24 protein-coding genes are annotated in these 25,199 nt (G+C 64.5%); 11 read left to right on the top strand and 13 right to left on the bottom strand.

What is annotated here, in order from left to right; all coding sequences use genetic code 11:
• Positions 1-50 precede the first annotated feature (50 nt).
• Together tcuC and ACTUWL_RS13070 are read right to left on the bottom strand one after the other, a co-directional pair.
• Positions 51-1,361, bottom strand: a complete 1,311-nt coding sequence (tcuC, locus tag ACTUWL_RS13075; protein ID WP_021081438.1) for an MFS transporter — start codon at positions 1,359-1,361, stop codon at positions 51-53.
• A gap of 188 nt (positions 1,362-1,549) precedes the next feature.
• A complete protein-coding gene (locus ACTUWL_RS13070; RefSeq protein ID WP_021081439.1) occupies positions 1,550-2,449 on the bottom strand; it encodes a transcriptional regulator GcvA in 900 nt (299 codons plus the stop codon).
• Positions 2,450-2,567: 118 nt separating this feature from the next.
• On the opposite strand from ACTUWL_RS13070, the gene ACTUWL_RS13065 reads away from it, so the two are divergent.
• Together ACTUWL_RS13065 and ACTUWL_RS13060 are read left to right on the top strand one after the other, a co-directional pair.
• The gene (locus ACTUWL_RS13065; protein ID WP_021081440.1) at positions 2,568-2,786 is read left to right on the top strand and encodes a DUF1127 domain-containing protein; all 219 of its coding nucleotides are present in this window, start codon (positions 2,568-2,570) and stop codon (positions 2,784-2,786) included.
• A 67-nt stretch (positions 2,787-2,853) separates the two neighbouring features.
• Positions 2,854-3,477: a GNAT family N-acetyltransferase gene (locus ACTUWL_RS13060; RefSeq protein ID WP_021081441.1), complete on the top strand. Its 624-nt coding sequence runs from the start codon at positions 2,854-2,856 to the stop codon at positions 3,475-3,477.
• A gap of 51 nt (positions 3,478-3,528) precedes the next feature.
• Here ACTUWL_RS13060 and ACTUWL_RS13055 read toward each other — a convergent pair whose 3' ends face one another.
• The 3 genes from ACTUWL_RS13055 to ACTUWL_RS13045 form a co-directional block, all read right to left on the bottom strand.
• Entirely contained in the window at positions 3,529-4,086 is a 558-nt protein-coding gene (locus ACTUWL_RS13055; protein WP_035652990.1) for a GNAT family N-acetyltransferase, read from the bottom strand.
• A 16-nt stretch (positions 4,087-4,102) separates the two neighbouring features.
• On the bottom strand, positions 4,103-4,933 hold the full coding sequence (locus ACTUWL_RS13050) for an enoyl-CoA hydratase (protein WP_021081442.1): 831 nt from the start codon (positions 4,931-4,933) through the stop codon (positions 4,103-4,105).
• Between the two features lie 142 nt (positions 4,934-5,075).
• A complete protein-coding gene (locus tag ACTUWL_RS13045; RefSeq protein WP_021081443.1) occupies positions 5,076-5,777 on the bottom strand; it encodes an SDR family NAD(P)-dependent oxidoreductase in 702 nt (233 codons plus the stop codon).
• Between the two features lie 71 nt (positions 5,778-5,848).
• On the opposite strand from ACTUWL_RS13045, the gene ACTUWL_RS13040 reads away from it, so the two are divergent.
• Positions 5,849-7,630 carry an acyl-CoA dehydrogenase family protein gene (locus ACTUWL_RS13040; RefSeq protein WP_021081444.1) on the top strand — a complete coding sequence of 594 codons (1,782 nt, stop codon included), beginning with the start codon at positions 5,849-5,851 and terminating at the stop codon, positions 7,628-7,630.
• Positions 7,631-7,825: 195 nt separating this feature from the next.
• Entirely contained in the window at positions 7,826-8,914 is a 1,089-nt protein-coding gene (locus ACTUWL_RS13035; RefSeq protein ID WP_021081445.1) for a Zn-dependent alcohol dehydrogenase, read from the top strand.
• Positions 8,915-9,053: 139 nt separating this feature from the next.
• On the opposite strand, the gene ACTUWL_RS13030 is transcribed toward ACTUWL_RS13035, so the two are convergent.
• The 4 genes from ACTUWL_RS13030 to mbfA all read right to left on the bottom strand — a co-directional run bounded on the left by ACTUWL_RS13030 (position 9,054) and on the right by mbfA (position 13,023).
• Positions 9,054-9,407: a nuclear transport factor 2 family protein gene (locus ACTUWL_RS13030; protein WP_021081446.1), complete on the bottom strand. Its 354-nt coding sequence runs from the start codon at positions 9,405-9,407 to the stop codon at positions 9,054-9,056.
• 124 nt (positions 9,408-9,531) lie between these two features.
• On the bottom strand, positions 9,532-11,004 hold the full coding sequence (locus ACTUWL_RS13025) for an amidase (protein ID WP_021081447.1): 1,473 nt from the start codon (positions 11,002-11,004) through the stop codon (positions 9,532-9,534).
• Between the two features lie 163 nt (positions 11,005-11,167).
• Positions 11,168-12,031, bottom strand: coding sequence for a hypothetical protein (locus tag ACTUWL_RS13020; protein WP_021081448.1), 864 nt, complete (start codon positions 12,029-12,031; stop codon positions 11,168-11,170).
• 20 nt (positions 12,032-12,051) lie between these two features.
• On the bottom strand, positions 12,052-13,023 hold the full coding sequence (mbfA, locus tag ACTUWL_RS13015; RefSeq protein WP_021081449.1) for an iron exporter MbfA: 972 nt from the start codon (positions 13,021-13,023) through the stop codon (positions 12,052-12,054).
• 166 nt (positions 13,024-13,189) lie between these two features.
• On the opposite strand from mbfA, the gene ACTUWL_RS13010 reads away from it, so the two are divergent.
• Positions 13,190-13,912, top strand: a complete 723-nt coding sequence (locus ACTUWL_RS13010) for a hypothetical protein (protein ID WP_021081450.1) — start codon at positions 13,190-13,192, stop codon at positions 13,910-13,912.
• Between the two features lie 83 nt (positions 13,913-13,995).
• Here the strand turns inward: ACTUWL_RS13010 and ACTUWL_RS13005 are convergent, their stop codons facing one another.
• Together ACTUWL_RS13005 and ACTUWL_RS13000 are read right to left on the bottom strand one after the other, a co-directional pair.
• The gene (locus ACTUWL_RS13005) at positions 13,996-14,373 is read right to left on the bottom strand and encodes a hypothetical protein (RefSeq protein WP_021081451.1); all 378 of its coding nucleotides are present in this window, start codon (positions 14,371-14,373) and stop codon (positions 13,996-13,998) included.
• 106 nt (positions 14,374-14,479) lie between these two features.
• On the bottom strand, positions 14,480-15,628 hold the full coding sequence (locus tag ACTUWL_RS13000) for an alpha/beta fold hydrolase (protein WP_021081452.1): 1,149 nt from the start codon (positions 15,626-15,628) through the stop codon (positions 14,480-14,482).
• A 103-nt stretch (positions 15,629-15,731) separates the two neighbouring features.
• Between ACTUWL_RS13000 and ACTUWL_RS12995 the strand changes: the two genes are divergently transcribed.
• Complete coding sequence (locus ACTUWL_RS12995; protein ID WP_021081453.1) at positions 15,732-16,238, top strand: hypothetical protein; 507 nt, start codon at positions 15,732-15,734, stop codon at positions 16,236-16,238.
• A gap of 230 nt (positions 16,239-16,468) precedes the next feature.
• Here the strand turns inward: ACTUWL_RS12995 and ACTUWL_RS12990 are convergent, their stop codons facing one another.
• Positions 16,469-18,013, bottom strand: a complete 1,545-nt coding sequence (locus ACTUWL_RS12990; RefSeq protein WP_021081454.1) for an acyl-CoA synthetase — start codon at positions 18,011-18,013, stop codon at positions 16,469-16,471.
• Between the two features lie 171 nt (positions 18,014-18,184).
• Complete coding sequence (locus ACTUWL_RS12985) at positions 18,185-19,357, bottom strand: acetyl-CoA C-acetyltransferase (protein WP_021081455.1); 1,173 nt, start codon at positions 19,355-19,357, stop codon at positions 18,185-18,187.
• 112 nt (positions 19,358-19,469) lie between these two features.
• Here ACTUWL_RS12985 and ACTUWL_RS12980 point away from each other — a divergent pair, with 112 nt between their 5' ends.
• The 5 genes from ACTUWL_RS12980 to ACTUWL_RS12960 all read left to right on the top strand — a co-directional run bounded on the left by ACTUWL_RS12980 (position 19,470) and on the right by ACTUWL_RS12960 (position 25,195).
• The gene (locus ACTUWL_RS12980; protein ID WP_021081456.1) at positions 19,470-20,198 is read left to right on the top strand and encodes a TetR family transcriptional regulator; all 729 of its coding nucleotides are present in this window, start codon (positions 19,470-19,472) and stop codon (positions 20,196-20,198) included.
• Between the two features lie 46 nt (positions 20,199-20,244).
• Complete coding sequence (locus tag ACTUWL_RS12975) at positions 20,245-21,003, top strand: SDR family NAD(P)-dependent oxidoreductase (protein WP_021081457.1); 759 nt, start codon at positions 20,245-20,247, stop codon at positions 21,001-21,003.
• A 187-nt stretch (positions 21,004-21,190) separates the two neighbouring features.
• Entirely contained in the window at positions 21,191-21,997 is an 807-nt protein-coding gene (locus ACTUWL_RS12970) for an enoyl-CoA hydratase/isomerase family protein (protein ID WP_021081458.1), read from the top strand.
• A 41-nt stretch (positions 21,998-22,038) separates the two neighbouring features.
• Positions 22,039-23,907: an AMP-binding protein gene (locus ACTUWL_RS12965; RefSeq protein ID WP_106940546.1), complete on the top strand. Its 1,869-nt coding sequence runs from the start codon at positions 22,039-22,041 to the stop codon at positions 23,905-23,907.
• 160 nt (positions 23,908-24,067) lie between these two features.
• The gene (locus ACTUWL_RS12960) at positions 24,068-25,195 is read left to right on the top strand and encodes an acyl-CoA dehydrogenase family protein (RefSeq protein WP_021081460.1); all 1,128 of its coding nucleotides are present in this window, start codon (positions 24,068-24,070) and stop codon (positions 25,193-25,195) included.
• Positions 25,196-25,199 lie beyond the last annotated feature (4 nt).

Below are 25,199 nucleotides of genomic sequence, written 5' to 3'. Positions count from 1 at the left end.
AGCAACATGCCGGGGCAGGCGATCGGCCTGCCCCGAATGCATACGCGATCTCAGGCCGCAACTGTCTCGCGCTGCTCGATGGTCTGGCCGCCGCGATAAACGATCAGCGCGGCGACGATGCCGAGCGCCGCGGCGCACATCAGCCAGTAGCCGGGCGAGGCCTTGTCGCCGGTCTTGTCGATCAGCCAGGTCGAAGCGAACGGCGTGAAGGTGCCGAACAGGCCGGCCGCAAGCGCAAAGGCCAGCGAGAAGCAGGTGGTTCGGACATGCGCCGGCACGATCTCGACCAGCGCGCCGAGCATGGTGCCGCTGTAGACGCCGAAATAGAACGAGAACATCATCTCGACCGCAAGCATCTTGCCGAAAGTCGGCTCGGTGACGAGCCAATGCAGTGCCGGATAGGCGGTCACGAGGGACAGACCGGCAATCGCGAGCAGCACCGGCTTGCGGCCGACCCGGTCGGACAGCGCACCGCCAACCGGATTCCAGATGAAGTTGGTCACCGCAACCAGCAGCGTCACCAGCAGCGCGTCCTGGGTCGACAGTTTCAGTACGGTCTTGCCGAAGGTCGGCGTGTAGACGGTGACGAAATAGAAGGTCGTCGTGGTCAGCACGGCGATCATCATGCCGAGGATGACGATGCGCCAGTTGGCGAGCGCCGACGCGAACACTTCGCGTGCGGTCGGATGATGCTTCATCGCCAGGAATGCCGGCGTCTCCTCCAGCGTCCGGCGGAGGAAGAAGATCACCGGAATGATCAGGCAGCCGACGAAGAACGGGATGCGCCAGCCCCAGGCCGCGACGGTCGCGGCCGGCATGCTCTCGCTCAGGATGAAGCCGAGGATGGAGGCGACGAAGATCGCGACCTGCTGGCTCGCCGACTGGAACGAGGTATAGAAGCCGCGATTGCCGGGCGTCGCGATCTCCGCAAGGTAGACCGACACGCCGCCGAGCTCGACGCCGGCGGAGAATCCCTGCAGCAGGCGCGCGAGCAGAACGATGATCGGCGCGGCAATGCCGATCGTCGCATAGGTCGGGCAGATCGCGATCACCACGGTGCCGATCGCCATGATCGACAGCGTCACGATCAGGCCCTTGCGGCGGCCGATCTTGTCGATGTAGGCGCCGAGCACGATCGCGCCGACCGGGCGCATCAGCGCGCCGAGCCAGAACACGCCGAAGGCGTTGAGCAGTGCGGCGGTCTCGTTCTCGGAGGGGAAGAAGGCCTTCGCAATCGCCTGCGCATAGAAGCCAAACAGGAAGAAGTCGAATTGCTCGAGGAAATTGCCGCTGGTCGCGCGCAGGATCGCGCCGAGACGTGACTTGATTTGCGGTACTTGCGATGGACTCGACTGCGACATAGCGCCCTTTCCTCCCCGTGACGAAACGGCCGGCGCAAATTGCTTCGTCGGCCAAGGCAGTTACCTGCCATATGCGGCAATTTGGCACGCCGGTCCGGCGCGACCAACCCGAAATCTCGCAGGAGCCATTGGAAAAAAGCCGTAGATGGAAATCGCCTGAGGCGCTTACGAGCGAAGGGGGCGCCGCATCACGACGCCGAGTGCGCCGCGGCGCCGAGCCAGGAGCGGAATGCGGAGAGCTTCGGTGAATCAGCACGGCCCTGCGGCGTGACCAGGTAGAACCCGGCGTCGGCCGGCAGCGCAATCTTGAAGGGAACTATGAGGCGGCCCTTGGCGATGTCGTCCTGCACATAGGAGGTGCGGCCCATCGCAATGCCGATGCCGTCGATCGCGGCCTGCAGCGTCACGAACAGCAGGTCGAAGGTCACACCCGGCTGCTTGGAAATGTCGGTCGGCAGGCCTGCTGCGGTCAGCCACAGCCGCCAGTCGTCGCTGTTGGCGTTGCTGGTGTGCAGCAGCACGTGATCCCTGAGGTCCTCGGGGCATTTCAGCGGCTTGGTTCCCTGCAGCAGCGACGGGCTGCACACCGGAAACAGCTCGTCCGCCATCAGCCAGTCGGCGCGCAGGCCCGCCCATTGGCCGCGGCCATAGCGGATCGCGGCGTCGACCTTGTCGCGCTGGAAGTCGACCAGGCTGGTCGAGGTGGTGATGCGGACGTCGATGCCCGAATGCGCCTCCTGGAACGCCGACAGGCGCGGCAGCAGCCACTTGGCCGCGAGCGATGCCAATGTGGAGACGGTCAGCACGTGATCGTCGTCCCGGCGTAGCAAACGGTCGGTCGCGAGCCTGAGGTCATTGAAGGCGGCGCGGACGCCGGGAAGGTATTCGGCAGCCTCCGGCGTCAGGCTCAGCGAGCGGTTCTGGCGGATGAACAGGCGGACGCCGAGTTCCTCCTCGAGGCGCCGGATCTGATGGCTGATCGCGGTCTGCGTCACGTTCAATTCGGACGCCGCCAGCGTGAAGCTCATGTGCCGTGCCGCGGCCTCGAACGCCCGCAGACCATTCAGCGAAGGCAGCCGGCTGGTCATCCCCTCAATGCCTCCCAATACATGACTTTAATTCATGCGAAGCGGTACAAAGTGTCGTTTGTGAACGGGCCGAATGGCGCAGATATTACCGCCAACAGGTTACCGATAGGAGCCGCAAATGTCCATTTTCACCCATGAATCGATGACAAATCATCATACGCTGGATCACCAAGCATCAGGCCTTTTGAATCAGGTCGGCGAGACCCTTCACGTCTGGTGGGAGCGCTATGAGCGCCGCCGCGAGCTGTCGCAGTGGACCGAGCGCGACCTGCACGACATCGGCATGTCCCGCAGCGACATCGTGTTCGAGACCGAGAAGCCGTTCTGGCGGGCCTGAAGGGCCGCCATCGCCGGCGCTGCCTCTGTCGAGGGGCGCCGGCTAATTTTCACCCGAGGAGCGTGTCATGACTGCGCTGCATCTCGACGATCTCAAGCAATACTCTGACGTGCTGCGCGCCAAGAACGGCAGCGAGATCAAGGTGCGCTTCGTCGAGCCGCGCGACCGCGAGGAGCTGCAGAACTATATCCGCTCGCTCTCCGCGGGCTCCCGTTACAACCGCTTCCTCGGCGCGTTGAGCGAGCTGCCGAAGACGGAGCTCGAGCGTTTCGTTCATGTCGGCGAGGCTGACCGGTTCACGGTGGTCGCGACGATGCTGGTCGATGGTTTCGAGACCATCGTCGGCGAAGCCCGCTACGCCTTCCATGCCGATACGTCGAGCGTCGAGTTCGGCCTGTCGATCGATGACCGGTGGCAGGGCCACGGCATCGGCAAGGCGCTGCTCAAGAATCTCGAATGCCGTGCGGCGTCCTTCGGAGCCGAGCGCATCTTCGGCGACACGCTGCGTTCCAACGCGACGATGATCGGCCTCGCCCGCAAATCCGACTACGCCTTCGCGGCAAGCCCCGGCGACTGGAAGCTGGTGCGCTTTGCGAAGGAAATCCATGTCGAACCGCAAGACATTCCCTGTGCCAGCTGGCGGCTTGCCGCCACTTCCCGCTCGGCCGTGATGTCCTCGCTTGCGGTTTGATTGACTAGGCCCGGTTCTGGCCCCTCCAGAACCGGGCCCTTTTCTCCCGCGTTACAGCTTCTGCAGATACAGCCGCATGATAGGCCGTTCGGGCGATGGCGAAGGCACGTGTTTGAACCCCAGCCGTTCAAACGTCGTTACAAATCCCGTGCTTGATGAACTGGGAGACGCTGATCGGTCGATCGGGTACGCCTCGATCGCAGGTACTCCGTTGCTTCGGGCCAAATCGATCGCACTCTCGGTCAAGCGGGCAGCGATCCCGTGCCGACGAAAATCCTTTCCGATGTAGAAGCAGGAAATCGCCCAGACAGGAACGTCATCAGGTGAACGCAGCCGCCAGGACTGTTGCATGTAGGGCAACGCGTCGCGGCTGCCGATCTGGCACCAACCCGCAGGTTGGCCGCCGACATAGGCGAGAAGTCCCGGCGGCGGCCCCTTCCTAACAGTCTTGTTGAAGGCTGCTCGATTGATCGACGGCTGTTGCCGGCGGTACCGGGCGCCGATGCGCCAATACATGCACCAGCATCGCCGTGTCACGGCACCTTCGCTGAACAGCTTGTCGATATCGGCCCATCGCTCCGGGGTGAGGACTTTGACGGAGGCGTCCATGCGCACGCGAACGCGCCTAGCTGCCCCGGAACACCGGCTTGCGCTTCTCGATGAAGGCCTGCACCGCCTCCTTGTGATCGGCGGTCGTGGTGAGGCGGATCAGACGCTCGGCCTCGTGGTCGCGCGCGGTGGCGAAGTCGAACAGCAGTGCCTCGTCGAGATTGTCCTTCATGTAGCGCAGCGCCAGGGTCGGACCTTCGGCGATCGACTTCGCGAGCGCGAACGCCTCGTCCTGCAGCGTCTCGTCCGGCACCACGCGGTTGACGAGGCCGATCTGCTCGCACCTCGCGGCATCGACCTTCTCCGAGGTGAACATCAGTTCGCGGGCGCGCGAAGTGCCGACCAGGCGCGTCAACAGCCAGGCCATGCCGTAATCGCCGCTCAGCGCCACGCGCAAGTAACCGGTCGAGACGAAGGCCGATTGCGCCGCGATCCGGATGTCGCAGGCCATCGCGATCGCAAGCCCGGCGCCGACCGCGGGGCCGGGCAGGGCGGCGATGGTCGGCTTGCGCACCGAGGCGAGCGCGCCGGTCAGCAGGCGCTGGCGCTCCTGCAGATCCGCGACCTTGTCCTCATAGGACATTTCGAGCTTCTTCGGGTCGCGGTTGGCGCCCATGCCCTTGACGTTGCCGCCGGCGCAGAACGCCTTGCCGGCGCCGGTCACGAGCAGCACGCCGACCTCGGGGTTCTCGCCGCAAGTCCGGATCATCGTGCGCAGCGCCGGCGTCAGCGTGTCCGACAGCGAGTTGCGGGCATCCGGGCGGTTCAGCGTGATGACGGCGACGCGGTCGCGGATTACGCAGAGCAGTTCGTCGGTGCCGGTCTCGATCTTGATGTCAGCGGTCATTTCGCTCCCCATGGTGCTCATGTTTGGCTTCGTAGGGTGGGCAAGGCTTAGTGTGCCCACCACCGCGACCAGAGTGCCGAGAGTGGGCACGGCGCAAGGGCGCCCTTGTCCACCCTACGCCTGTTGCATGATATCCGTCATCTCAAAACTTCTCAACCCAGGGCCGCAATTCCAGCTCCCAGGTCCAGGCGCTGCGCGGCTGTTGCAGCACGTTCCAGTAGCTCAACGCAATCGCGTCGGGATCGAGCATCGAATCCGGTTTGTCGGCGGGCTCGGTGCGGGCGGCGCTGCGGATGCCGCCGTCGATCACGAAATGCGCGACATGGATGCCCTGCGGCGACAGTTCCCGCGCCATGCTCTGCGCCAGCCCGCGCAATGCGAACTTGCCCATCGCGAACGGCGCCGATTGCGCGTAGCCCTTCACGCTGGCGGAGGCGCCGGTGAACAGGATCGCGCCCTTCTTGTTAGGGACCATGCGCTTCGCCGCCTCCTGTGCCACCAGGAAGCCGCCGAACGCCGAGACCGCGATCGCCTGCTCGACCTCGGACGGAACGAGTTCAACGAACGGCCCGCGCGAGCGGCCGGAGGCATTGTAGACCACGAGGTCGGGTGTTCCGATCTCGCGCTCGACCAGACCAAACAGACGCTCGACATCTTCGGCCTTGGTGGTATCGCAGGCATAGGCCTTCGCACCGGTTTCGGTGCAGAGCGCGCCGAGCTTCTCGATGCTGCGGGCGCCCAGCGCCACGCGAATTCCCTCCCGCGAAAATAGCCGGGTCAGCGAGGCGCTGAGACCCGCGCCGGCGCCGACGATCAGGGCGATCTTGTATTTTGGAATATCCATTGGGCTTTCCTTTGCTCGGCCGGAGGAGGATAGTCGTGCCCAAAGAGATGAGGAACGCAGCCGGGAATTCAATGCAGCCGCTCAAGCAAGATTTGACTTCGTCGTCCGCCAGCCAGCCGGGCCTGTTGGCCCCCGACACGACGGGAATGAATTTCTACCGGGCCGATCCGGCGCTGACGGATCTTCTGAAACTGCATCTGCCCGAGGCGTTGTTTCGCCACATCGAGCCGTATCTTGATCGGCTCGGCGAATTGGCCGGCGGCCATCTCGACGAATGCGCGCGGTTGGCCGACCGGCATACGCCGGTGCTGCACCAGCGCGACAAGTTCGGCCGCGACGTGCAAACGATCGAGTATCATCCGGCCTATCGCGAGATCGAGAAGGCCGCGTTCGGCGAGTTCGGCATCCATGCACTGTCGATCCGCAAGGGTATCATGGGCTGGCCCGACAAATATCCCGTGGTCGCCAAGCACGCCTTCACCTTCCTGTTCAACCAGACCGAATTCGGCATGGGCTGCCCGATCAACGTCACTGACGGCTGCGCCAAGCTGCTCAACAATTTCGGCAGCGAGGCGTTGAAGGCGAAATATCTCGACGGCCTGACCCAGACCGACATGAGCAGGCTGACGCAAGGCGGCCAGTTCATGACGGAGAAGGAGGGCGGCTCCGACGTCGGCACGCTGACCACCCGCGCGGTGCAGGAGGGCGACCACTGGCGGCTCTACGGCGAGAAATGGTTCTGCTCGAACGCCGATGCCAAGGTGGTGATGCTGTTGGCGCGGCCGGAAGGTGCGGGGCCGGGCACGAAAGGCGTCGGCCTGTTCCTGATGCCGCGGTTCCTCGACGACGGCTCGCCGAACCACTACCGGATCGTGCGGCTGAAGGACAAGCTCGGCACCCGCTCGATGGCCTCGGGCGAGATCAAGTTCGATGGCGCGATCGCCTATGCCGTCGGCAAGCTCGATCGCGGCTTCGTGCAGATGGCCGAGATGGTCAACTCGTCGCGACTGTCCAACGGCGTGAAATCGACCGCGCTGATGCGCCGTGCCTGGCACGACGCCATCACGGTGGCGCGGGGCCGCGTGGTGTTCGGCCAGCGTATCATCGATCTGCCGCTGGCGCGGCGTCAACTGATGAAGATCATGCTGCCGACCGAGCAGGCGCTGTCGATGAGCTTCCTCACCGCCGATGCGCTCGATCGTGCCGAGGCCGGCAGCCAGGACGCCGCGGCGCTGCTCCGCGTCCTGACCCCGACGTTGAAATTCCGCGCCACCCGCGATGCCCGAAAGGTCTGCGGCGATGCGATGGAGATGCGCGGCGGCATCGGCTACATCGAGGAATTCGTCACCCCGCGGTTGCTGCGCGATGCGCATCTCGGCTCGATCTGGGAGGGCACCGGCAACATCGTCGCGATCGATGCGCTGAAGCGCGCGGTCGGGCGCCATGGCGCCGACAATGCGCTCGCCGCCGATCTGCATGCGCGGCTCGACGACAGTCCCAACGTGCCGCAAGCCTGGCGCAATCGGCTGCGTGAGCTCAGCGATCGCGCGATCGGATTTGCGCGCGAAGTGGCTGGCCGCATCGACAACGAGGGCGACGCACGGCGCGCGACGAGCCTGCTCTATCATGTCGCGAGCGCGGTGGCGCTGGCCTGGGAAGGCGGTCGCATCCACGAGATGCGCGGCGATGCGCGACGGCTGTTGCTGTCGCGGATGGTGGTCGATCACCGCGTGATGCCGGGCGATCCGTTCCGGCTTGCGGAAAATACCGTTCAGCGCAGGATGACCGAGCATCTGCTCGGCGATCGCGCCATCGGCATGGCCGAGGTTGGCGAATTGCTTGTCGCAGCGTAGGCTCGCCGTGGTCGTTCGCGTAGTCTCACTTCTCCCAAAGGGAGCGGTCGGATCGCGCCTGCGATCCGGGTGAGGGGTTGCAATCTATCGATAGACCTGAACCCCTCCCCCGGACCGCATCTTCGATGCGCTCCGACCTCTCCCTTTGGGAGAGGTGGAGAGCGTACCCAACAAGAAACATGAGAGGAAATTCCGATGAAGGCCGCCGTCCTGCATGAAGTCAATCAGCCGCTGGTGATCGAGGATGTCAGCGTGCCCAATCCGGGGCCGCGCGAGGTCCTGATCCGCACCGCGGTCGCGGGGCTCTGTCATTCCGACCTGCATTTCATGGAAGGCCTTTATCCGCATCCGCTGCCTGCCGTGCTCGGCCATGAATCGGCCGGCGTGGTCGAGAAGGTCGGCTCCGACGTCAACTACGTGAAGCCCGGCGATCACGTCGTGACCTGCCTCTCGGTGTTCTGCGGCACCTGCGACAATTGCACCACCGGCCGCACCGTGCTGTGCACCGACACCACGGTGAAGATGCTGCCCGGCGCCTCCAACCGGCTGTCCTGGGGCCGGAAGGAGAAGCTCAACCAGTTCCTCAATCTGTCGTCGTTCGCCGAGCAGATGCTGGTGCACGAGAACGCCATCGTGAAGATCAAGAAGGAGATGCCGCTCGATCTCGCCGCGCTGATCGGCTGCGGCGTCATCACCGGTTACGGCGCCGTCGTGAACACCGCGAAGGTGACCGCCGGCGAAACCGTGGCCGTGATCGGCTGCGGCGGCGTCGGCATGGCCGCGATCAACGGCGCGCAAATCGCCGGCGCCGGCCGCATCATCGCGATCGACACCAATCCGGCCAAGCTGCAACTCGCGACCAAGTTAGGGGCTACCGACATCGTCGACCCGGCCCGCGGCGACGTGGTGCAGCAGGTGCGCGAACTCACCGGCGGCGGCGTGCAGCACTCCTTCGAGGTGCTCGGCCGCAAGGACACCGCCGAGCAGGCCTTCGCCATGCTGGCCGCGGGCGGCACCGCGACCATCGTCGGCATGATTCCGTTCGGCCAGAAGATCGAGCTGCACGGTTTCGACTTCCTGCGCGAGCGCCGCATCCAGGGCTCCTCGATGGGCTCGAACCACTTCCGCGTCGACATGCCGCGCCTGGTCGATTTCTACATGCGCGGCAGACTGCATCTGGAGGATTGGATCTCGGCCAAGCTGAAGCTCTCCGAGATCAACGAGGGTTTTGCCAACATGAAAGCCGGCAAGACGCTGCGCAGCGTGATCATGTTCGATAGCTGAGGTCGTCGTCCCGGCGAAAGCCGGGACCCATACGCCGCGACTTCGCTTCGGGCTCGTAATTGGACGACTTTCTTTGCTAACCACAAGCAACAGTGGTCCCGGCCTTCGCCGGGACGACAGTTGAGATTAGCGTCCGCCTTTACCGCGCCACATGCGCGGACACCGCGAGCCATTTCCCGTTCTGCCGCGCCCAGCAGTCGGTGTAGCGGCCATAGGCCTGCTCGCCGTCGGCGTCGAGATAGCTGGTCCGCGCGTGGATGATGGCGAAGTCGCCGAGGATGCGGATCTTGACGTCCTCGGCCTTCAGGCCCTTGATCTTCACCGGGATCGCGGTCTGCTTCAGGAAGGCGGCGCGGTCGACCAGGCTCTTGTCGGGATTGGTGCAGTAGAAATCCTGCGCCAGGATTTCATCGAAGCGCTTGACGTCGCAGTTCTGGACGGAATCGACGTAGTCCTTGTTGAGTTTCGTCAGCTCTTCGAGGTCGTTGCTCATTGGTTTTCCTCCCGTTTCGCTCCATCGTCATTGCGAGGAGCGCAAGCGACGAAGCAATCCATCGCTCCGCACACGTGGATATATGGATTGCTTCGCTTCGCTCGCAATGACGATGCGGCAGCTCTCAATCGTCGAACGCCTTCGGCGGCACGAAGCCGCCGAACTCGCGCTCGATCAGCTCGGCGAGCTTCAGCGGCGTGCGGTCTTCCAGCATGGGGCCGACGATCTGCACGCCGATCGGCAATCCGTCGGGGGCAAAGCCGGTCGGGATCGCGGTGGAGGGCAGGCCGGGCAGGGTCGCGATGCCGGGCCAGGCGAGCTGGTCGGTGTAGACGTGCGGCTCGCCATCGATCAGGATCTTGCGCTGCTCCTGATCGGGCGAATGATCGTGCGGATAGGCCGGCGTCGGCATGATCGGGCAGATCACCGCGTCGAATGATTTGAACAGCTCGCGCCATTGCGCGCGCAGCCGGGCTCGGCTGCCGTCGGCGATCACCCAGTCACGGTGGCTGAGCGCGATGCCGCGCAGCCGTTCGGCCTGCAGGCTGGTATTGCTGGCCGGCAGCGCAGCCGCCGCAGCGCAGGCCCCGGCATAGACCTCCGGCGGGAAGGTCGCGCCCAGGAACGACAGCAGGATCCGCATATAGAGCCGCGAGGAGGCGGCGAAGTCCGGCAGCAGCGGGCTCGCGCGCGACACTTTGGCGCCGGCCTTGTCGAGGTTGCTGGCGAGCTTGTCGATGCTGCCGCGGATCACCTTGTCGGTCGGCAGCACCGGATCGCTGTCGATCACCAGGATGCGGAAATCCTTCAAGGCGGTGTGGCGCGCCGCCGGCAGGTCCAGCCGGTAGGCCTTGCCGGCTTCAAGCGGATCGGGGCCCGCCATCACGTCGAGCACCAGCGCGAGGTCGGCCGCGCCGCGCGCCATCGGGCCGATCACGGACAGGTCGCGATCGAACGGCAGTGGCGGCAGCGGCGGCGGGGTGTGGCCGCGCGACGGCAGCAGCGCGAAGGTCGGCTTGTGCGCATAGATGCCGCAGTGGAAGCCGGGCACGCGCAGCGAGCCGCCGATGTCGGAGCCGAGTGACAGCGCGCCGTAGCCTGCGGCAAGCGCCGCCGACGATCCGCCGGAGGAGCCGCCCGGCGTGCGGCCGAGGTCGTAAGGGTTGTTGGTGGTGCCGTAGATCTCGTTGTAGCTCTGCCAGTCGGCGAGCCCGACCGGCACGTTGGTCTTGCCGAGGATCACGCCGCCGGCGTCTTTCACCCGCTGAATCGAGAGCGCGTCCTCGGTCGGAACGAAGTCCTTCTGCGGCAGGAAGCCCCAGGTCGTCGGCAATCCCGCGACGTTGAAGGATTCCTTCACCGTCATGGGGATGCCGAGCAGCGGCCGGTGCTCGCCGCGCGCGATCGCGGCGTCGGCAGCGCGGGCGGCAGCGAGGCCGCGCTCGAAATCGCGCACGCAGACCGCGTTGACCTTGCCGTCATGACGCTCGATGCGGCCGATCGCATCCTCGGCGAGCTCGACGGCGGAGACCTGCTTGTTGCGCAGCGCCTCCGACAGTTCGACGGCGGTCTTGAAACTCCATTGCGATTTGGCCACGGCGTGCTCCCTGATTTTGCGGCGATCATGCGCAGAATGGAGCAGCCGGGCAAGACCGGCTTGATCGCAATTGCGCTACTCGGCAACGTCGACGTCACACATCGCCTGATGCGAACGTGATCACCGGATTCGACGTGATGATGCCGAAGAGGCCGACGCGGATCTAATAGGGCGTGCTGCGCGCCGACAGATGCGCCATTGGATTGATGGCCCCGCTCGCGCTGGCGCGGTCGCTGTCCTGCTTGGTCCCTGGCACCGGGAAGGCATATCCGATGATGGTCTTGATGACGAAACGATCGGATGCCCGTGTCAGGCCGTAGCCGACGCCGAAGTCGATGTCGACATCGCCCACTTTGAAGTCGGTCACCGCGAATAAGGTGTGCTGCTGCTCGGCAAGCGGGCTGAAGTTGCCGATCTTGCCGAAATCGGCGTAATATTCCAGGCCGACATACACATCGTCCTTGATCTTGCGCGCTACGCGCGCGGCGGGCGCGAAATCGGCTTCGCCATATCTGCCGAAGCCGACGTCGACGATCGGGTTGACGATGAATTCATAGTCCGCATTGCGCACGCCGATGATCGGCCGGATCTCGAGGCCCCAGCGGGTCTGCGCGAATTTCGGCATCTCGTAGCTGAGCTCGAAGTTGATGCCGTAGAACAGATTGCGCTTGTCGGCGTTGGGCGAGACGAACAGCGTGCGCAGCTTGAAGGCATCGGACAGGAACTGCCGGTCCTGCACGGCAAACGGCAGATAGAGCCCGAGCTCCCACCAGTCGGTCATGCCATAGGCGAACTCCGGCGTGCCGTTGAGGCTGTGGTTGGACGGAAAGCCGCCGGGGAAAGGCGGGTCTTTCTGCCCGATGCCGACATAGTTGAGATGCTGCTGGATGGTGAACTGGCCGACTGCCGCGATGCCGGCGTTATAGACTTGGATCTCGTCGGTTGCCTGCGCGCGAGTGCCCCATCCGAGCAGCGCAGTAGCAAGCACGGCGCTGGCCAGGTGTCGGCGTTGACGGTCATACCGCATCTCTGCCTCCGATCAGTTTGCTACGCCGCACCGATCAATATGCCGACCGCGAGCACGATCGCGCCGCCCAGCACGATCTGGAACACCGCCTGCAGGAACGGCGTGTCCATGTAGCGCGAGCGGATGAAGGCGATCGCCCACAACTCGAAGAACACCACGATCCCGGCAATCGCGGTCGCGATCCAGAACGCGTTCGGCCAGGCATCGGGCACGAGATAGGGAATGGTGTGGCCGAGGCCGCCGAGCGTCGTCATCAATCCGCAGGTGATGCCGCGCAGCCAGGGCGAGCCGCGGCCGGTCAGCGAGCCGTCGTCGGACAATGCTTCGGCAAAGCCCATGCTGATGCCGGCGCCGATCGAGGCGGCGAGGCCGACCAGGAAGGTCTGCCAATTATGATGCGTGGCGAAGGCGGCGGCGAACAGCGGCGCCAAGGTCGAGACCGAGCCGTCCATCAATCCGGCAAGCCCCGGCTGCACATATTGCAGCACGAACATCCGCCGCCGGGTGCGGTCTTCCTCGGCGCGCACGTCGGGCTTGAGGATGTCGCCGGTCAGGCGGACCGCGAGTTTCTCATGGCTCTTTTCCTCCTCAGCGAGATCGCCGAGCAGGCGGCGCACGCCGGTATCCTCAGCCTTCTCGGCCGCCTTGGCGTAGAATCGCTCAGCCTCGAGCTCCATGGTTTCGACCTCCTTGCGGATGGTGTCGAGCGGTAGGTTCTTGGTCAGCCAGATCGGGCGCCGACGCAGGAAGCCTTTGACGTCGTCCCGCCGGATCGGCGGCAGATGCGGACCGAAGCGCTGTTCGTAGGTTTCCAGCAGCCGATGGCGATGGCCGCGCTCCTCTTCAGCCATTTCCTCGAATATCTTTGCGGTATCCGGATAGCGTTCGGCAAGATCCTCGGCGAAGCTCATATAGATTCGGCTGTCCTCCTCCTCGGAGGCAATCGCGACCGCAAGCACCTCGCGCTCGGTCAGATCGGCGAAATTCTTCACGGCAACGCCTTCTTCACTAAGTTTAGAATTAGAATAATTCTAATATTAGCTAAGCCGGCTCGGGTCAATCCGAACACCGTGTCGTCGTACTGTTTGTGATCACGATAACGGGAACCGGGCGATCCCACGCCCGTTCGAGTTCCAGTTGTTACGACCGGGGGATGACATGGATACCGTCAAATATCGCCTAAACGACGCGCGGCTGGCACCGCGACGGACCAAGCTCGAGATTCCTGGCTGGGCGGGCGCTCGCGAACCGCGCACCGACGGCTCACGCGAGCAGGTCTGGCATTGCGTACCGTTCTCGGAGGGGGCGCAGTACGGGATCGAGCTGTTCTACCCCTACGATTTCGAGCTGCGCGTCACCACGCAGGACGGGCGGTTGCGCCTCGATGCGGATTGGGGCGAGCCGCCGGACAGTGGGGTGCAGTGGCCACCCTTCCGGGATTTCGGCACCACTTTCTACACCTACCAGATCCTGCTCGACCTCAAGGTCGAACGCGGCATGGCGGTGCGCACCGAGCCGCATCCGCGTTTCTACACCGACCGCACCGACACCGTGCCGATCGCCGTTCCGGCGCTGATCCGCAACTGGTGGCCGATGATGTTCTTCTGCGTGTTCAAGGCGCCGGCGGAAGGACGCACCCACATCTTCCGCCCGAACGAGCCGTTCGCGCAGATCATCGTGATTCCGGAGGAGGCGGATTTCCAGCTCGAGCCGATGGGCGAAGAGGAGGCCGCGGAGCGCGAATTGCAGGCGCGCCGCATCTACAGCAATCGGCCCAAACTGGCTGCCGGCACCGAATGGACCTCGTCGACCGACACGGTGTTCGACGGCACCTATCGCCATCTCCACCGCGCCGCAAAGGAAAAGGCGCGCGGCACTTGAGCGGTCGCCGCCGTCATCGACCCACAAAATAGCAACGGGGCCCGCAGGGCCCCGTTGCCGCATCGTAAATGGCCTGCGGCCGCTCAGTAATCGCGCCGGTAGAAGCTGTGGTGATGATGGTGGTGGTGATGATGGTGATGGTAGCGCCGATAGCGCGGCACCACGATGACGGGAGGACCGTAGCCACGATCATAGCCGCGATAGTAGCCATGGTGGTGGTGATGGTGATGATGGTGGTGATGATAGAACTGCGCGAGTTGGACGTCCTCGCGCACCGGAGGAGGCGCAGCCTCGTCCAGAGCCTGCAGCTTTGCCGAGGCGTTAGTGATCGGCTCCAGCAGTTCTGCGTACGAGCTCGCTTGCAGCACGTCGGTCGGCGCGGGTGCCGGCGCAGCTTGGGCGGCCCCGAGCGCGCCCAGGGATGCGACCGCTCCCAACAATCCGGCAATCTTCTTTTCCATAGTCCTCCTCCAAATCGGTCCGCCGGACAAAACCGGCCGACTGCAACGCCAGGTTCCATGGAATGTTCCCGGAAATTTCCGGAACATATCCCCTAGCGCACGCGGTCTATTGCGCTGCACGCGCGAGGAACTGCAGCAGCAGCCGGCTCACTTCGTCCGGCTGTTCCTGCTGCACCCAGTGGCCTGCACCGTCGACCAGATGGCAGCCGATCATTTTGGTGCAGGCTTTCGTTTGCATCGCCTCGAATACGCCGGGCCGCTGATAGGTGCCCCAATCCTGCTTGCCGGAGATGAAGGCGGATGGTTGGTCGATGCTGCGGCCGCTCCAGGTTTGCAATTCCGCCGTGAATGCGCCTGATGTGCCGCAGCGATACCATTGCAGCCCGCCCTGGAATCCGGTGCGCTGATATTCCGCGCTGTAATAGGCAAGCTCGCGATCCGGCAGCCAGGTGTTGGCGGCGATCGCTTCGCGCGACGGCATCTCCTCGGCGACCGTCGCAGCCATGTCCTTGGCGAGATCCATCACGTAATAGGTCGGCAGTTTCGCCAGTTCGCCTGCGGACCAGGAATGCAATGGATACGGCGTGTTGTCTTTCCAGTCCGCGCTCTTGTGATGGTAGTAAGCGCGCAGGAAGTCGTGCACACCCTGCGGCGCGCGATGCATGTCGTCATTGGCCGGTCGTGTCGAATAGTACCATTGGTAATGTTTGCGCGGCCGCGGCAGCGCGGCGAGCTCGCGATGCACGGGGTCGTCAGTCGCGGGCTTCGCGGGTTCATTGGCGGTGTTGAACGGCAGCGACGGCGGACCCGAGAACGGTGCGCTCATCATCACCACGGTGCGGAACACGTCGGGGCGGATCAGCGCGCACCACGCCGCGACCGACGAGCCGAAATCGTGCCCGATCACGGCATCGACATGCGTGTAGCCGAACGCCGCGACCAGCCCGAGCGCGTCGCGCACCAGGTTGGGCAGGCGGAAGGCGGCGAGGTCGCCGTCATAATCCGCGCTCCAGCCCGTCGTGCGGCCATAGCCGCGCTGGTCCGGCGCGATGACGTGATAGCCGGCCGCGGCAAGCTTCGGCATCACCTTGCGCCAGGAAAACGCCAGCTCCGGAAAGCCGTGCAGCAGCAACAGGCAGGGCCGGCCCGACGTCTCGAAGCCGGCTTCGAGCACATGCATGCGCAGGCCGTTGATCCCGTCGACATAGCGCGAGCGGATGGTGGAGGGCAGCGGGACGTCGGAGAGGGCTTCCATCTGAGTTCACCTGTTGGGCATCGCCGTACAACCAGCGCATTTGGCTGTATGCTGGCAGTCGTTGTCGTGACGATAGCAACTTTGCCCAGGGGATGCCTACCGCATGCGCCACGCGAGGATTGCAGAGCTGCCCGGCTGGATGGTGCGTCTCGGTCTGACCATCATCGCCGCGAGCTTCGTGCTGATATCGGCCGTGCGCGCCGCCGACATCAAGCAACTTACCGAAAAACTGCCGCGTGCCTATATCGGCGAGTTCCTGTGGGACGGCGACACCACGGTGCAGAACGTCGTCGTTACCCTCGACAAGGTCAACGCTCTGAACGAGCAGAATGCGGAAGCGCGCGGCTGCGGCTCATATGAAGTTGGTCGTCACGTAACCAAGATCGGGGTGCGGATGTTCATCCGGCTGTCCGACCTCGAGGTCGAGATCTTCGAGCAATCGCCGGACGACGGCGGGGCGTTCGAGACCGACGGCAGCCATCGCGGCAAGCTGTCGGATGATTTGCAGCAGATCGACGCGCAGTGGACCACCACGGCGTCAGGCAAGCACGGCCAGCTGCATCTGCGTGCCGCGGCCTCTGCCGCCTGCGAGCCGGCGGCGGAGTTGTAGGCCGCCGGTTTGGGCGCAAGCGGCGTCCCGCGTGCGCTCTTCATCCTCCCCTGGAGGACGGCACGGATCAGTTGCACTATTTCGGAATATTGGAAATATCTCCCTGAGTTGCCCGACGTGTCAAGCTGTGTTGTCAAACGCCCGGCAGCCGCCAGCTCCTTTGCATGGGGTTGTTTTTCGATATTTTGGCCGCGCGCGGCGGCGGGGCCCTCCGGACGGGCGAGCCGCGGTTACGTCCTGGCAGGCGCCTTCGGCCAATAGCGGTCGCGCAGATGGCGCTTCACCAGCTTGCCGGTCGGCGTGCGCGGCAGCTCCTGCTCGAAGTCGATGCTCTTCGGGCATTTGATCGGCGACAGGTGCTGCCGGCAGAACGCGATCAGCTCGGCCTCGAGCGCCTTGCCGGCCTTGCCGATGTCATGCGGCTGCACCACGGCCTTGACCTCCTCGCCCATCTCCTCGTTCGGCACGCCGAACACCGCCACGTCGGACACCGCGGGATGTGTGATCAGCACGTCCTCGGTTTCCTGCGGATAGATGTTCACGCCGCCGGAGATGATCATGTAGCTCTTGCGGTCGGTCAGATAGAGGAAGCCTTCTTCATCCAGGTAGCCGACGTCGCCGAGCGTCGACCAGCCCTTGGCGTTGTAGGCCTTCTTCGTCTTCTCGGGATCATTGTGATAGCTGAACACGGGCGCGTCGGCGAAATAGACTTGGCCGATCTGCCCCGTGGGCGCCTCCTCCTCATTCTCGTCGAGGATCTTGACCTTGCCGACCACGGCACGGCCGACCGTGCCGCGATGGGTCAGCCATTGCTGCGAGGTCGAGACCGTGACGCCGTTGCCTTCGGAGCCGGCGTAATACTCGATCAGGATCGGTCCCCACCACTCGATCATCTTGGCCTTCACGTCGACCGGACAGGGCGCCGCGGCGTGGATCGCGCCCTTCAGCGAGGAGACGTTGTAGCGGGCGCGCACCTCGTCGGGCAGCTTCAGCATGCGCACGAACATGGTCGGCACCAGCTGCGACTGCGTCACCTTGTGCTTCTCGACCTGCTTCAGGAATTCCTCGGCGTCGAAATGCTCCATGATGACGGAGGTGCCGCCCAGCACCGTCGCCATCATGTTGAAGCGCAAGGGAGCCGCATGATAGAGCGGCGCCGGCGACAGATAAATGGAGTCGGCATTCATGCCGCACATGTCGGCGGTGAGAATCCGCAGGAACGGGTTCGGCACGTCGATCCGGTTGCCTTCGAATTCCTTCTTGATGCCCTTGGGCCGGCCGGTGGTGCCGGAGGAATACAGCATGTCGTAGCCCGCGACCTCGTCGGCAACCGGCGTGGTCGGCTGCGCGGCGGCCTCCTTGTCATAGGAGCGGAAGCCCGCTGCAGGCTCGTCCATCATATAGAACAGCGGTTCGCCGGGTTCGCCCTTGATCAGGCCCTTCACCTTGTCGGCACACTGCGGCGTGGTGATGAACACCTTGGCGCCGCAGTCTTTAATGATGTAGGCGATCTCCTCTTCCGTCAGGTAGCGGCTGATCGCCGTGTAATAGAGGCCCGAGCGCTGCGCGGCCCAGCAGATCTCCATGAAGGCGAGGCGGTTCTCCATCAGGAGCGCGATGTGGTCGCCCGCCTTCAGGCCGAGCGAACGGAACAGATGCGCGCCCTGGTTCGAGAGTTCGTCGAGCTCGCGATAGGTGATGGCTTTGCCTGACGCCGCCATCTGGTAGGCGATCTTGTCCGGATGGTTGCGCGCGTGGATGGAGGGATGGGTCATTGATACTCGCAAAAAACAAGGTGGTCGTCCCGGCGAAAGCCGGGACCCATAACCACCGATCTAAATTGTAGAAACGAGCTGGGGCTCCAGCCGCCGTAACCACGCACATTTGTGGTTATGGGTCCCGGCTTTCGCCGGGACGACACCATCAACGTGGAATCGCTCTGCCTCTTACAGCCGCTCGACGATCGTCACGTTGGCCATGCCGCCGCCTTCGCACATGGTCTGCAGGCCGTAGCGCTTGTTGCGCTGCTTCAGCGCATGCAGCAGCGTGGTCATCAGCTTGGTGCCGCTGCCGCCGAGCGGATGGCCGAGTGCGATCGCGCCGCCATTGACGTTGAGGCGGGCCGGATCGGCGCCGGTGGTCTTCAGCCAAGCGGTCGGCACCGAGGCGAAGGCCTCGTTGACCTCGAACAGGTCGATGTCGTCGATTGACATGCCCGCCTTTTGCAGCGCGCGCTGGGTCGCCGGCAGCGGCGCTTCCAGCATGATCACGGGATCGCCGCCCATCATGGTGAGATGGTGGATGCGCGCCATCGGCTTGACGCCGAGCGCCTTGAGGCCCTTCTCGTTGACGACCATCACGCCGGAGGCGCCGTCGCAGATCTGGCTGGCGCTGGCCGCGGTCAGCTTGCCGTTCTCGGCGATCAGCTTGACGCCCTTGATGCCGTCGAGGCTGACGTCGAAGCGGATGCCTTCGTCGATATGGTGGGTATCGGTCGAGCCGTCGGCGCGGGTAATCTTCACCGGCACGATCTCGTCCTTGAAGTGGCCGGCCTGCGTGGCCGCGATCGCGCGCTGGTGGCTGTTGTAGGAATATTCGTCGAGCTCATCCTTCGACAGCCCGTACTTCTCGGCCATCATCTCCGCGCCGGTGAACTGGCTGAAGACGATGTTGGGATACTTCGCCTCGATGCCCGGGCTCTTGTAGTGGCCGAAGCCGTTCTTGGCGGGCAGCGAGGAGGCGAGCCCCATCGGCACGCGGGTCATCGATTCCACGCCGGCCGCGATCACGCAGTCCATGGTGCCCGACATCACCGCCTGGGCCGCGAAGTGCAGCGCCTGCTGCGAGGAGCCGCACTGGCGGTCGATCGAGGTCGCGGGCACGCTCTCCGGCAGCTTCGAGGCCATCACCGCATTGCGCGCGATGTTGGTGGATTGCTCGCCGGTCTGCATCACGCAGCCCATGATGACGTCCTCGACCTGCGCAGGGTCGACGCCGGTGCGGTCGACCAAGGCATTGAGCACGGTCGCGGCCAGATCGGCCGGATGCCAGCCGGCGAGGCGCCCTCCCTTGCGGCCGCCTGCGGTGCGAGCGGCGGCGACGATATATGCCTCGGCCATGTCTGATCTCCCTGAGGTTTCTGGATTGGGTGGTCTTTAAAGTTGGGCCGGATTTAAGGGGCGGCTCAGCATTTAGTCAATCAATCAATTAACTCTTGAGTGCCGCCCCGCCATGGGCTTATGTGCGGCCTCGATTTACCGTCGTGTCCAGACACCAAGCGGGACCAGAGCGCAGTTGAATACCAGCGTACCGACGAAACTCGCCGCGGGCAGAAACGCCACTGCCGACAAGCTATTGGTCGCAGCCAGCGAGCTGATGATCGAACGCGCCTCGATCGAGGTCTCGCTGTCCGACATCGCCCAGAAGTCGGGCGTCAACGCTGCGCTGGTGAAATATCATTTCGGCAACAAGGACGGGCTGTTGCTGGCGCTATTGGCGCGCGACGCCGCCACCGAGATATCGCAGCTCGAATATTTGCTGGCGCAGCCGATCACGCCGTCGGAGAAATTGCGCCTGCATATCGGCGGCATCATCCGCGCCTATCACCAGTTCCCCTATATGAACCGGCTGATCCATTATCTGCTGCACGAGAGCTCGCCCTCTGCCGCGGACGAGGTGTCGAAATTCTTCGTCGCGCCGCTGCTGGATTTTCACCGCCGGCTGCTCGCAGAAGGCATCAAGGCCGGCCAATTCCGCAAGATCGATCCGGTGCTGTTCTACACCAGCCTGATCGGTGCCTGCGATCACCTGTTCTTCGGCCGCCACGCGATGTCGCGCGCGGTCGGCGTCGGTCCGGTCACCGACGAGGTCTGCCGCGAATACATCAAGCACATGGAAGCCTTGATCTTCGGCGGCGTGCTCAATCCCGACAAGGAAACGGCAGCGGTCGCCGCCGGATAAAAAAGTTCAAGTCTAGAGAAGAAACGCCCAAGGAAAGGTTGTTCTCATGCAGTTGAAAGACGTTGCCGTTCTCATCACCGGCGGTGGTTCCGGCCTCGGCGCCGCCACCGCGCGCGCCATGGCTGCCAAGGGCGCCAGGATCGGCGTGATCGACCAGAACAAGGAAAACGCCGAGAAGGTCGCTGCCGAAGTGAAGGGCGTCGCCCTGCACGCCGACGTCACCGACGAGGAAGCGATCAAGGCGGCGATCGCCAAGGCCGAGGCCGCGCACGGCATCGCGCGGGTCTTGATGAACTGCGCCGGCATCGGCGGCTCGCAGCGCATTATCGGCAAGGACGGAACGTACCCGCTGGCGAAATTCGTCCGCATCATCAACGTCAATCTGATCGGCACCTTCAACGTGCTGCGCCTGTTCGCCGAGCGCCTCGCCACCGCCGAGACGATCGGCGAGGAGCGCGGCGTCGTGATCAACACCGCGTCGGTTGCGGCCTATGAAGGCCAGATCGGCCAGATCGCCTATTCGGCCTCGAAGGGCGGCGTCGTCGGCCTCACGCTGCCGGCTGCGCGCGACCTCGCCAGCCTGAAGATCCGCGTCAACACCATCGCGCCCGGCCTGTTCCTGACGCCGCTGCTGATGGGTCTCAACGAAGAAGCGCGCAAGAGCCTCGGCGCCCAGGTGCCGCACCCGGCCCGCCTCGGCGATGCCTCGGAGTACGGCAACCTCGCGGTCCACATCGTCGAGAACCCGATGCTCAACGGCGAGACCATCCGTCTCGACGGCGCCATCCGCATGGCGCCGCGCTAGCGCGGGCTGCGCTCTCTTACCCTCCCCCCCTTGCCGGGGAGGGCGGCAGCGAAGGCTGCCGGGAGAGGGGTTCTCTCCGCGGCCACCCCTTTCCGTAGTGAGCATGCGGCATGGCCGCATATGCCCTCTCCCGCAAGGGGAGAGGGCGCATCGATTGTCACCGTATCCGCAGATGCAGGAGTGACGCGTGTCTCAACCGCTGCTGATCGAACATCGCGATGGAACAGATTGGGTCACGCTCAATCGTCCCGAGAGCCTCAACGCGCTCGATCCCTCGCTGATCGATGCGCTCAATGTCTATTTCCAGGGCCTGCAGCGCAATCGCGACACCCGCGTCGTGGTGCTGAAGGGTGCCGGCGCGAACTTTTGCGCCGGGCTCGACCTCAAGCACGCGATGGCGCGGCGCGGCGGCCAGACCGAGCCGCCGAGCGTCGCTGACTCCCTGGACTCGCAGCGCCGCATCGCCGACATCGTGATGCTGATGCGGCGCGCTCCGCAGCCGATCATCGCACTGGTGCAGGGCGCGGCTGCCGGCGGCGGCTTCGCGCTGGCGCTCGCGGCCGACATCCGCATCGCGGCGAAGAACGCGCGCATGAACTGCGCCTTCATCAAGCTCGGGCTCGGCGGCTGCGACATCGGCACCAGCTATTTCCTGCCGCGCCTCGTCGGCGTGTCAGTCGCCTCCGAATTGATCCTGACCGGGCGCTTCATCAATGCCGATCGCGCGCTTGCCGTCGGCCTCGTATCTGAAGTGGTCGAGCCCACCGATCTCGACGCTGCCGCCAATCCTTACGTCGATGCGATGATGACGGCCTCGCCGGTTGGCCTGCGCCTCTCGAAGGAATGCATCAACATGAGCGTCGATGCCGGCTCGATCGAGGCCGTGATTGCGATGGAGGATCGCAATCAGGTGCTGTGCAGCCGCTCGGAAGATTTTCAGGAAGGCATCAGGGCCTTCCTTGAGAAACGAAAGCCTGTCTATATCAGGCGCTGAGAACAGATCCTCAAAAGGACAAGAATTCCGGGAGACGCAAAATGGATGGAGACGCGGCGATGCTGACGAAACCCGCCTTCCGCAAGGTGGATTGGCTCGCGCGTGACATCGCGGTCGAACGGCGCGACGACGGCACCGTCGTCCTGAAGTCGCGGATTCCGCTCCAGGCTTATGAGACGCACATCCCGGCCTATCTCGCCAAATGGGCGGCGCAGGCCCCGGAGCGCATCTGGCTCGCGCAGCGCGGCGGCCCGGACCGGCGGTGGCGCAAGGTCTCCTATGGCGAAGCCAAGCGCACCGTCGATGCGCTGACCCAAGGCCTGCTCAATCTCGGCATTGCCGACGGCCGCCCCGTCGCGATCCTCTCGGGCAATTCGATCGAGCACGCGCTGATGACGCAGGCGGCGATGCAGGCGCGGCTGCCGGCCGCGCCGGTGTCGCCGGCCTATTCGCTGATGAGCCAGGATCATCTCAAGCTCAAATACCTGTTCAACCTGATCAAGCCTGCCGTCGTGATGGTGCAGGATGGCCCGAGCTTCGAGAAGGCGCTCAGGGCGATCGACCTCGCCGGCATCACCGTCGTCCACGTGCTGCGGCCCTGCGAGGGCATCAAGAGCGTGGCCTTTGCCGAGCTCGCGGCAACGAAGGTCACGGCTGATGTGGGCAATTCGATCGCGAAGATCACGCCCGAGACCGTCGGCAAGCTGCTGTTCACCTCGGGCTCGACCGGCATGCCGAAGGCCGTCATCAACACCCAGCAGATGATGTGCGCCAACGCGGCGATGATGATGCAGGTGCGCCCGCGCGAAGCCAACGGCCCGATCCCGACCGTGCTCGACTGGATGCCGTGGAATCACACCATGGGCGGCAACGCTGCGTTCAATCCGGTGCTGGTCGATGGCGGCACGCTCTATATCGATGACGGCCGGCCGATGCCGGGCCAACTCGAGGAGACCATCAGGAATCTGCGCGAGGTGTCGCCGACCTATTACGCCAACGTGCCGGCCGGCTATGCCGCCCTCGCGGCTGCGATGGAGAAGGACGAGGCGCTGTGCGAGAGTTTCTTCAAGAATCTCTCGATCATGGCCTATGGCGGCGCCCGGCTGCCCGACGATCTCTATGACCGCATGCAGGCACTGGCGGTGAAGACCACGGGTGAGCGCATCGTATTCTACACCGGTTGGGGTTCGACCGAGACCGCGCCGACCTCGACCGGCACCTATTGGGACACCGAGCGCGTCGGCTTGATCGGCCTGCCGTTCCCCGGCGTCGAGCTGAAGATGGTGCCGTGCGGCTCGAAATACGAGTTGCGGCTGCGCGGCGTCAATGTCACGCCGGGCTATTTCGGCCAGCCCGATCTCACGGCGAAGATGTTCGACGAGGAAGGCTTCTATTGCATCGGCGATGCCGGCGTGTTCGTGGACCCCACGGATCCGCTGCAAGGCATCATCTTCGCGGGCCGCGTGGTCGAGGACTTCAAGCTGACGACCGGCACTTTCGTCCATGTCGGCTCGCTGCGCACCGATGCGATCGCGGCCGCGACGCCGGTCGTGCATGACGCGCTGGTGGCGGGGCAGGATCGCGAATTCATCGGCCTGTTGTGCTGGCCGAACCTGCATGCCTGCCGCCAGCTCGTCGGCAATGCGGACGCGAGCTATGAGGACGTGATCCGGCATCCGGCCGTGATCGCCTGTCTCGAAAAGGGCTTGCAGGCCCACAACGCGTCCACCACCGGCAGCAGCATGCGGATCGCGCGCGCGATGCTGATGGTCGAGCCGCCATCGATCGACGGCAACGAGCTCACCGACAAGGGCTACATCAACCAGCGTGCCGGCCTCGAGCGCCGTGCCGAACTGGTCGAGAAGCTCTATGCCGAGCAGCCCTGCGGCGAGGTGATCGTGCTGTGCTGAAGCCCTCGCTCTCTCCATTCGTCATTCCGGGATGCGCCGAAGGCGCAGGCCCGGAATCCATCGTGCCGCACGGTCTGCGGTTCCATGGATTCCGGGCTCGCGCTTCGCGCGCCCCGGAATGACGGCCAATTGAAACGACAAGAACCAAGAAGGTAGCGCCATGAATTTCGATTTCTCCGACGAACAGAAGCAGATGCGCGACGAGGCGCGGAAATTCCTCAGCGAACAGTGCCCGCCGAAGGCCGTGCGCGAGGTGCTCGATGGCAAGGCGCCCTACGACAAGTCGCTGTGGAAGGGCCTCGCCGAGATGGGTTTCCTCGGTATCGCGATCCCTGAGCAGTTCGGCGGTGCGGGCGCCGGCCATCTCGAGCTCTGCGTGATTGCGGAGGAGATGGGTCGCGCGCTGGCGCCGGTGCCGTTCTCCTCGACCGTCTATCTCGCCGCCGAAGCGCTGCTGATCGCGGGCAGCGACGCACAGAAGCAGAAGTGGCTGCCGAAGATCGCCTCGGGCGATGCGATCGGCACGCTGGCGCTGTTCGAGGGCAAGGGCAATCCGTCGCCGAAGGCGGTCAAGGTCACGGCCAATGGCGGCGTGCTCAACGGCGTCAAGAAGCCGGTCGCGGACGGCGCGATCGCCGACTTCGCCGTGGTCGCCGCGCGCACCGGCTCCAGCGGCCGCGAGTCCGATATTTCCCTGTTCATCGTCGATCTCAAGGCCGCCGGCGTCGAGGTAAAGTCGCTGACCAACATCGATCTCACCCGTGGCCAGGCCGAGATCACCTTCAGGAATGCCAAGGCTGAACCGCTCGGCGCCGCCGGCGAGGGCTGGAGCGTCATCACCCAGGTGCTCGATCGTGCGGCCGTGCTGACGGCGTTTGAGCAGGTCGGCGGCGCCGACCGCGCGCTGGAAATGGGCCGCGACTACGCGCTCGACCGTATCGCGTTCGGCCGTCCGATCGGCTCGTTCCAGGCGGTCAAGCACATGCTGGCCGACATGTATGTCTCGGCGACGCTGGCGCGCTCGAACTGCTATTACGGCGCCTGGGCACTTTCGACCAACGCCGGCGAGTTGCCGGAGGCAGCGGCCGCCGCGCGCATCAGCGCGACGCAGGCGTTCCAGCACTGCGCCAAGAACAACATCCAGGTTCACGGCGGCATGGGCTTCACCTGGGAGTTCGACTGCCACATGTACTATCGCCGCGCCAATGCGGTGGCGCTCGGTCTCGGCAGCCTGTCCTATTGGGAAGACGCGCTGATCGATCGCATGCGCAAGAAGAACGCGGCGTAAGCGG

The organism is Bradyrhizobium sp. WCU1, assembly GCF_053474805.1.
Note: the sequence above shows the minus strand (reverse complement) of the source record. Positions and strands in the feature narration are given on the sequence as shown.

What these genes read in the sequence shown, in the direction of transcription:
- tcuC (WP_021081438.1), bottom strand. Translation starts at nt 1,361, where the DNA reads ATGTCGCAGTCGAGTCCATCGCAAGTACCGCAAATCAAGTCACGTCTC.
- ACTUWL_RS13070 (WP_021081439.1), bottom strand. Translation starts at nt 2,449, where the DNA reads ATGACCAGCCGGCTGCCTTCGCTGAATGGTCTGCGGGCGTTCGAGGCC.
- ACTUWL_RS13065 (WP_021081440.1), top strand. Translation starts at nt 2,568, where the DNA reads ATGTCCATTTTCACCCATGAATCGATGACAAATCATCATACGCTGGAT.
- ACTUWL_RS13060 (WP_021081441.1), top strand. Translation starts at nt 2,854, where the DNA reads ATGACTGCGCTGCATCTCGACGATCTCAAGCAATACTCTGACGTGCTG.
- ACTUWL_RS13055 (WP_035652990.1), bottom strand. Translation starts at nt 4,086, where the DNA reads ATGGACGCCTCCGTCAAAGTCCTCACCCCGGAGCGATGGGCCGATATC.
- ACTUWL_RS13050 (WP_021081442.1), bottom strand. Translation starts at nt 4,933, where the DNA reads ATGACCGCTGACATCAAGATCGAGACCGGCACCGACGAACTGCTCTGC.
- ACTUWL_RS13045 (WP_021081443.1), bottom strand. Translation starts at nt 5,777, where the DNA reads ATGGATATTCCAAAATACAAGATCGCCCTGATCGTCGGCGCCGGCGCG.
- ACTUWL_RS13040 (WP_021081444.1), top strand. Translation starts at nt 5,849, where the DNA reads ATGCAGCCGCTCAAGCAAGATTTGACTTCGTCGTCCGCCAGCCAGCCG.
- ACTUWL_RS13035 (WP_021081445.1), top strand. Translation starts at nt 7,826, where the DNA reads ATGAAGGCCGCCGTCCTGCATGAAGTCAATCAGCCGCTGGTGATCGAG.
- ACTUWL_RS13030 (WP_021081446.1), bottom strand. Translation starts at nt 9,407, where the DNA reads ATGAGCAACGACCTCGAAGAGCTGACGAAACTCAACAAGGACTACGTC.
- ACTUWL_RS13020 (WP_021081448.1), bottom strand. Translation starts at nt 12,031, where the DNA reads ATGCGGTATGACCGTCAACGCCGACACCTGGCCAGCGCCGTGCTTGCT.
- ACTUWL_RS13010 (WP_021081450.1), top strand. Translation starts at nt 13,190, where the DNA reads ATGGATACCGTCAAATATCGCCTAAACGACGCGCGGCTGGCACCGCGA.
- ACTUWL_RS13005 (WP_021081451.1), bottom strand. Translation starts at nt 14,373, where the DNA reads ATGGAAAAGAAGATTGCCGGATTGTTGGGAGCGGTCGCATCCCTGGGC.
- ACTUWL_RS13000 (WP_021081452.1), bottom strand. Translation starts at nt 15,628, where the DNA reads ATGGAAGCCCTCTCCGACGTCCCGCTGCCCTCCACCATCCGCTCGCGC.
- ACTUWL_RS12995 (WP_021081453.1), top strand. Translation starts at nt 15,732, where the DNA reads ATGCGCCACGCGAGGATTGCAGAGCTGCCCGGCTGGATGGTGCGTCTC.
- ACTUWL_RS12990 (WP_021081454.1), bottom strand. Translation starts at nt 18,013, where the DNA reads ATGACCCATCCCTCCATCCACGCGCGCAACCATCCGGACAAGATCGCC.
- ACTUWL_RS12985 (WP_021081455.1), bottom strand. Translation starts at nt 19,357, where the DNA reads ATGGCCGAGGCATATATCGTCGCCGCCGCTCGCACCGCAGGCGGCCGC.
- ACTUWL_RS12980 (WP_021081456.1), top strand. Translation starts at nt 19,470, where the DNA reads ATGGGCTTATGTGCGGCCTCGATTTACCGTCGTGTCCAGACACCAAGC.
- ACTUWL_RS12975 (WP_021081457.1), top strand. Translation starts at nt 20,245, where the DNA reads ATGCAGTTGAAAGACGTTGCCGTTCTCATCACCGGCGGTGGTTCCGGC.
- ACTUWL_RS12965 (WP_106940546.1), top strand. Translation starts at nt 22,039, where the DNA reads ATGGATGGAGACGCGGCGATGCTGACGAAACCCGCCTTCCGCAAGGTG.
- ACTUWL_RS12960 (WP_021081460.1), top strand. Translation starts at nt 24,068, where the DNA reads ATGAATTTCGATTTCTCCGACGAACAGAAGCAGATGCGCGACGAGGCG.